General features: G+C 29.4%; 8 protein-coding genes and 1 pseudogene. 3 read left to right on the top strand and 6 right to left on the bottom strand.

Features of this window, described 5'->3' with window-relative positions; genetic code table 11:
- The first annotated feature begins 12 nt into the window (after positions 1 to 12).
- The 3 genes from G5V56_RS08650 (at position 13) to G5V56_RS08660 (ending at position 2,209) form a co-directional block, all read left to right on the top strand.
- Positions 13 to 861, top strand: a complete 849-nt coding sequence (locus G5V56_RS08650; protein WP_166963892.1) for an AraC family transcriptional regulator — start codon at positions 13 to 15, stop codon at positions 859 to 861.
- A gap of 122 nt (positions 862 to 983) precedes the next feature.
- Complete coding sequence (locus G5V56_RS08655) at positions 984 to 1,325, top strand: hypothetical protein (RefSeq protein ID WP_166963894.1); 342 nt, start codon at positions 984 to 986, stop codon at positions 1,323 to 1,325.
- A gap of 17 nt (positions 1,326 to 1,342) precedes the next feature.
- Complete coding sequence (locus tag G5V56_RS08660) at positions 1,343 to 2,209, top strand: NAD(P)-dependent oxidoreductase (protein WP_166963896.1); 867 nt, start codon at positions 1,343 to 1,345, stop codon at positions 2,207 to 2,209.
- Between the two features lie 36 nt (positions 2,210 to 2,245).
- On the opposite strand, the gene G5V56_RS08665 is transcribed toward G5V56_RS08660, so the two are convergent.
- The 6 genes and pseudogenes from G5V56_RS08665 to G5V56_RS08690 all read right to left on the bottom strand — a co-directional run bounded on the left by G5V56_RS08665 (position 2,246) and on the right by G5V56_RS08690 (position 6,357).
- Positions 2,246 to 2,803 carry a DUF4386 domain-containing protein gene (locus tag G5V56_RS08665; protein WP_317166419.1) on the bottom strand — a complete coding sequence of 186 codons (558 nt, stop codon included), beginning with the start codon at positions 2,801 to 2,803 and terminating at the stop codon, positions 2,246 to 2,248.
- 88 nt (positions 2,804 to 2,891) lie between these two features.
- Positions 2,892 to 3,704, bottom strand: coding sequence for a DJ-1/PfpI family protein (locus tag G5V56_RS08670; protein ID WP_166963898.1), 813 nt, complete (start codon positions 3,702 to 3,704; stop codon positions 2,892 to 2,894).
- A gap of 7 nt (positions 3,705 to 3,711) precedes the next feature.
- Positions 3,712 to 4,449: an SDR family oxidoreductase gene (locus tag G5V56_RS08675; protein WP_166963900.1), complete on the bottom strand. Its 738-nt coding sequence runs from the start codon at positions 4,447 to 4,449 to the stop codon at positions 3,712 to 3,714.
- Positions 4,450 to 4,517: 68 nt separating this feature from the next.
- On the bottom strand, positions 4,518 to 5,084 hold the full coding sequence (locus tag G5V56_RS08680; RefSeq protein ID WP_166963902.1) for a Crp/Fnr family transcriptional regulator: 567 nt from the start codon (positions 5,082 to 5,084) through the stop codon (positions 4,518 to 4,520).
- An 83-nt stretch (positions 5,085 to 5,167) separates the two neighbouring features.
- Positions 5,168 to 5,758 (bottom strand): annotated as a pseudogene (locus G5V56_RS08685) (site-specific integrase); the annotation flags it as partial.
- The gene (locus G5V56_RS08690; protein WP_166963904.1) at positions 5,734 to 6,357 is read right to left on the bottom strand and encodes a DUF6624 domain-containing protein; all 624 of its coding nucleotides are present in this window, start codon (positions 6,355 to 6,357) and stop codon (positions 5,734 to 5,736) included. The pseudogene G5V56_RS08685 and the gene G5V56_RS08690, both read right to left, overlap by 25 nt.
- Positions 6,358 to 6,460: the final 103 nt, after the last annotated feature.

A 6,460-nucleotide genomic window follows, 5' to 3' on the forward strand; every position in this document is an offset into this window, starting at 1 on the left:
ATTTCTTTTTGAATGATAAAAATACCAGAATATTTTATTAATGACAGGAATGTTAAATCTCATACCTTAGAAAACAATACATTATTACTTCAAAAGAGTGTATTTGATAGTAAAGGTAAAGTAGAGTATCATTTAACGGATTTTCTAATTGGTTATGTCATAAGTGGAAAAAAGAGAATACACAATACCTTTAATCAAATTGAATTAGTACAAGGAGAATATTTCTTTATCCCTAAAGGTGTTTATTATTTAATTGATGTTTATGATATTGCTAATTTTGAATGTATATTATTGTTTTTTAATACAAGTTTTTTGAAGCAGATATTCTTTCAGGAAAAAAAGAGAAAACATAATGATATACTGTCACCAAAAAAAATCAATAAGTCTAACTTACTAGATAATTTCTTTTCTTCATTGCTATTGTACCTTGATGAAAAGATGGTTTCTTTAGATATTTTAAATGTAAAAGTTAAGGAACTCTTTTTAATTTTAATAAATGATGAAAAAGACTCTTCAATAGCTAATTATTTATCAAAATCAGGATTAAGCCAGAAAAGTGTTGAATATATAATGGAGAATAACTATTTAAAGCCACTTTCTATAAATGATTTTGCTAACCTATGTAATAAAAGTGAATCTTCATTTAAGCGAGATTTTAAAAAAATTTATAATGACACACCTGTTTCTTGGATTAGGAGAAAAAGGTTAGATAAAGCAGCATATTTATTAACAGTTAAAGATTATACAGTAACAGAGTGTGCTTTTGAAGTTGGGTATTCTAACATCTCTTACTTTATAAAAATATTTACCAAACAATTCGGTGTGTCACCTAAACAATTTAAAAGTCAACAAGAAATCTGATCGATATAAATCATTTTTTGGCCTAAACAGGCTAGTGTTTGACTCTCCGATGGTATAATTTTGGACATTATAAAAGCAAATGTAATTGTATGTTTAACTTGTCATGGTTTCAAATTTATTTAATGGTATTAAGTGTTTTTATCTTTTTTTATTGGGTAATATCTCACTGGTTTTTCTCAAAATGGTATCATAAACTACTTGGCTTTAAAGAAGGTAGTTACCAAGAGTCATTTGTTAAAATAATAGGTACCAATGGTATTTTACCAAGTCTGGTATTGTTTATTATTGCACTAAACCCTGAGACCAATAAGGAACTAGCGGTAATTTATTTATTGTTTTTACTGGCAATGGCTTTAACTTACCTTTTTTTGATATTTAAATACAATTTTCCAGAAAGAGAATACTGGAATGTAGCTTTAATAACAATTAATATATTAATCATTTCATTTTATTTTCCTTGGTAACTTAAAAAACTCAAATAATGAAAATATCTTTTATTGGCCTTGGTATCATGGGTGAACCAATGGCTAAAAACTTGTTAAAAAGCAGATATGATTTAACCGTTTATAATCGTAGCCAGAAAAGTTTAGATAAACTAAAGTCAATGGGAGCTAACACCGCAAAATCATTTCAGGATGCTGTAATAGACGCTGACTTAGTAATAACTATGCTGTCAACACCTCAAGTGATTGAAGAGTTAACCTTATGTGAGCCTGGTTTTATTAGTAAAATGAAAAAAGATGCAATTTGGATGGATTGCTCAACAGTTAACCCATCTTTTGCAAAGGAAATGTTCAAAGAAACTAAGAAAAAAAATGTAAACTATATAGAAGCTCCTGTAGCAGGAAGTAAGCCTCAAGCAGAAGCAGCTATTTTAACTTTTTTTGTAAGCGGTGAAGATAGACTCATAAAAAAAATACAACCTGTTTTAGGCTATATGGGCAAAAAAATAATAAAAACAGGTGAATCAATAGGTAGTGCCAGTACTTTTAAAATAATAGTAAATTCACTCTTAGCAAATTCTATGTTGATGTTTTCTGAAGCATTGCGATTTGGTGAAAGCGCAGGATTAAAAAAAGACTTTTTATTAGAAACTTTACCATTACTCCCCGTTACACCTCCATTTATTGCCGCAAAAGCTGATAAGATAAGAATGGATGATTTTTCTGCGCAGTTTCCTCTGGAATGGATGCATAAAGACTTATTACTCGCAAGCTTAACATCAAAAGAGATTAATTGTGATTTAACATTAACGGAGCTTACTAAACATATATTTGCAGAGGCAAATAATAATGGTTTTGAGAGGCTTGATTTTTCAGCTATTTATAAATTTTTAAACAAACCTTAAAATTGTATTAATACTATTAGAAAATGCTCTTAAAATCTATTGGGTTTTCTTAATCAATAACCAAATAGCTAAAGACATTTCTCCAATTATGCTTGGAATGGCTATAAGAGCCAAAAATATAGACGCATATTGATTATAATCAGGCAAAAGAAAATGCATAGTTGTATCTAGTATATACATTGCACCACCTAGAATAAGGAATAAGGTTATAAACTTTGGCCGTTTAATAATTTTGCCTAGTAAGATGAGATGAATCCCAAAAAAGAACAAGCCTATCAACCATATTGTATTAAAAATGTCTAATTGATGTAAGATGCTTTCATCTGTTTTTAAATTAAAAATAATAGGAAGTGCAAAAACAGCAACTCCCATTATTGATGCATGCATCATTCTAAAAAGTGTACTTAAAATAGTTAAAGTGTGGTTTTTATAGAGCTCATAAAAAGCCCAAGCTATAACGACATCAAAAACAACCGTGATTAAAAATGCTAGAATTCCATATCTAACTAACATTGGGTTTGACTCAAGAAACTTAAAGGGGTTTTTGTTAATGACTCTAAGACAAAGAAATTCGCAAATATGGCAGTGAAAAATATAATAATATAGCTTATACCTGCAATTTTAGAAATAGATCCCATATCAAATTATTATATATTATAAGATATTCTTTTTTGTTTAAAATTTAGTTTTTAATAGGATAGCTTTGCGAATACTCTAATAAAGCTTCAAGGTACAATTTGTTAAAAGCCTCACTAGAATACGGATTTTGACTACTCACCAAATTACGGTCTCTAACAGCAAAATTAGATTTTGGAGATTTGCTTTTATAAATTAATCCCATTTGTTTAAGTTGTTTTGCAATCTTTCTTTTTTCTGGTTTTCCTTTCATTATAAAAGATTCAATAAACCACTCTTCTAGCGGGCTTACAGAATTAATTTCATACCCAACAAACGGATTTTCTTTTTTTGGAATGCTTAAAATAAGACTTGGTGCGTGACAGACTAACCCAATAGGCTTATTGTTTTCAGCAAAATATTTAAGCAATTTGGAAACGTTTTTTTCATTTATTAAATCTACCATCAAACCTTGTCCTCCAGGAACTATCATACCATCATAATCTTGCAAGTTCTCAATTATCTTTTCTAAAGAAAAAGGATTATTAAATGCACTGTCTTTTTCTACAAACAACAAGGCTTCTGTTTTAATTTCTGAATTATTCTTCCAGTATTTATCATCTTTACTTTCATTGTCAATTGTTGCCACGACAGCATTTGGAGTTGCAAAGTCCACACTAAAACCTGCATCCGAAACAGCTTTATAGGGTAAGTAAAACTCGTTAAGAAAAACACCTGTTTGACGTAGTTTTTTGCCGTTATTAAGTTCTAAAGTGTCTGCTGCGCTTAATACAAATAAGATTTTTTTACTTTGCGCCGTAATAGTTGTGGTCAATAATAACAAGATCAGAACGAGGAATATGTAAAGTGGATTTTTCATGTTAGATTTATTTTGTACTTCTATTAATAATTTTATCAGCTGCTTTTGGACAAATTCTATTTATAACTCTCAATAGTTTTACTTTACCGATATTAATTTCAAATCTATCTTTTTTAAAGGCTTTTATAAATTGATTGGCTAATTTTTCTGGAGACATTTTATTGCTTCCTCTACCTTCTGTCATTTTTGTATTCACAATAGGTGGAATAATCTCAAAAATCTTTACGTGGTTTTTTAACTGATCTCTTAATGATTTTGAAAATATATGAATAGCCGCTTTTGTGCTGCAATAAACAGGAGCCTGATGTTTTGGTACGATTGCTAATGCAGAAGACACATTTATAATGGCAGCATTGTCCTGCAATTTAATAATTGGTAATAATAAAGCTGTAAGTTTTAATGGGGCTAATAGATTAACATCAACTTCAGAATCTATTTTTTCAATTATTTGATGCTCCTCAGCGAAGTTGTAATTATATTGTATGCCAGCATTATTAATTAAAATGTTTAAGTCTGTGTGATTTACTTCAACAAAATTTTTGAGTTTAAGTAATTCCTCTTGTTTAGAGATATCACATTTAAACGGAATGATTCTTTTATCATAATCTAGTAAATCTTCTAGCTCAGTAAAATTTCTTCCTACAACAATAATTTCATTTCCGTATTCAAGAAATTTTTCGGCTAAAGCTTTTCCAATACCAGTAGTTGCTCCTGTTATAAGTATTTTGTTATTATTTAATCGCATTTTTAAAAGATTTGACTAAGCGAAATTGATAATAACAAAACAATCCTGCATTTACATATGTAAAGATTTTATTTTTTAGACCTGATTCTGCTAAGTTGTGTGGGTGAGACGCCTAAATAGGATGCTATATGGTATTGAGGAACCAGATTTTCTAAATTAGGATATTCTTTTTGAAAGATTTTATAACGATCAGCTGCGTCTAAAGTAACCAATTCAACTTCACGTTTTTCTTTAATAGTAAATTTTCTTTCTGCTAAAATTCTGGCAAGACTTTCAATTTTAGGATAGCTGTCATATAATTTGTTTATTTCTTTAAAATCGGAAATCAAAATCTTACAATTGGTCAAACACTCAATGTTAATTAAGTTTTTTTGTTTAGTTATAAGAGATGAATAAGCAGCTACAAAACTATTCTCTATAAAAAATGTTTTATTGTATTCTTTTCCATTGCTATTTCTATAAAAAGCCCTCATTATCCCAGACTTAAGAAAGGCAAGTTTAGTTGAATATTCTCCTGCTTTTGCTAAATAATCCCCTTTTTTTAAATCCTGTTCAAAAAATAGAGATATAAAGACATCCGTCTCTTTAGGGTTAAAGGATATCAGTTTTTCTAAGAATTTTTTAAAATTATCCATTAAACTAATTTATAAAATAATCCCAACTAATTAGTAACATTATTATATTTTGCATGCCCTCTTTAAGACACTATTAAATCATTTTATGCTTTTTGTTTACAATTATTTATTATAGCCATTTTTCTTTTCAATATTTCCATATCATCACTAACTTTTCGCTCAATAACTTTAGCATAAATTTGAGTAGTAGCAATCTTTGAATGTCCTAAAAGTTTTGAAACAGTTTCTATGGGCACACCATTACTTAAAGTTATTGTAGTGGCAAATGTATGGCGTGCAATATGGAAAGTAAGATTCTTTTTGATCTTACATAAATCTGCTATTTCTTTTAAATATGAGTTAAGCTTTTGATTTGAAATGTTAGGAAACAAGGTTTTTGTTTTCTTGGTTTTAATATGGCCTTAGTATTTCTCAATTAATTCTTCGGCAATTGGAAGCAATGGAATTTTCACCTTGTTATGTGTCTTTTGTCTATTAGTGATTATCCATTTACCTCCATCAATACCGAACGTAATATTATCTTCGTTGAGGTTCATAACATCAATATATGATAGGCCCGTATAACAGCTAAACACAAACAAATCCTTAACGAGTTCTAGCCTTTCAATTTCAAATTTCTTTTCAATAATAGCCTGTAATTCTTTCTCTCTTAAAAATCCGCGTTCATTCTTGTCATTTGGTTTAAATATTCCTCTATTGGTTCGAGTCCAATTGATTTTCTTCTTTTATTAACATTTCCACTGTCAGCTAATTTCTTTGTAAAGGCTTGTGCTATGTCAAAATTGTAGTCAACTTGTGTTCCATAGATCTGAGGTTTTCCTGTATTAAGATTCACTCTATCTAAAAGAAGTCCATAGTTGCTTGGCTCTGCATTTCCTTTTTCGACCTCAATTATCATTTTTTCCAATATTTCTTTTTGAAAATCAGGATTATGGTCAGAATGTTGAACAATAAGCCAAAAATTTTTTGAACCTTCTTCTCCAGCTAAATCAAAGCCTACAAATCCGTATTCATCAAATATCTGTTTTAGGCGTTTTTGGTGAGTAGTAAAAACGCTGTCCTTAAATGAATTCCATTGTTCAGAAGTCATTTCTTTGTATTTTCCTTGTGGTATATAGGCAGCGATTTGGTCGACTTCAGCCATTTTTTTGAGCTCGTCAGCCAAGTATTGATTGAATTTTATTTTTTCTTGAATTTCTTTTTTCTCAGATGTTTTTTCTTTACATCTAAATAAGGTAATTCCAATGACTATGATTACTAATATTGCTTTCATTCGTGTCGTTATTTTTGCTTGCAGGTAACGGGAGTTTGCGCACAAACCCCATTTATTTCTATAAATCTATAGATTTTCTACAAATTAATGACATATGAGCTCA

The organism is Yeosuana marina (assembly GCF_011762485.1).
GTDB lineage: Bacteria > Bacteroidota > Bacteroidia > Flavobacteriales > Flavobacteriaceae > Yeosuana > Yeosuana marina.

Bases quoted from the DNA above. Each gene is read 5' to 3' on its own strand.
- G5V56_RS08670 (WP_166963898.1), bottom strand. From the start codon at position 3,704: ATGAAAAATCCACTTTACATATTCCTCGTTCTGATCTTGTTATTATTG.
- G5V56_RS08675 (WP_166963900.1), bottom strand. From the start codon at position 4,449: ATGCGATTAAATAATAACAAAATACTTATAACAGGAGCAACTACTGGT.
- G5V56_RS08660 (WP_166963896.1), top strand. From the start codon at position 1,343: ATGAAAATATCTTTTATTGGCCTTGGTATCATGGGTGAACCAATGGCT.
- G5V56_RS08690 (WP_166963904.1), bottom strand. From the start codon at position 6,357: ATGAAAGCAATATTAGTAATCATAGTCATTGGAATTACCTTATTTAGA.
- G5V56_RS08655 (WP_166963894.1), top strand. From the start codon at position 984: ATGGTATTAAGTGTTTTTATCTTTTTTTATTGGGTAATATCTCACTGG.
- G5V56_RS08680 (WP_166963902.1), bottom strand. From the start codon at position 5,084: ATGGATAATTTTAAAAAATTCTTAGAAAAACTGATATCCTTTAACCCT.
- G5V56_RS08650 (WP_166963892.1), top strand. From the start codon at position 13: ATGATAAAAATACCAGAATATTTTATTAATGACAGGAATGTTAAATCT.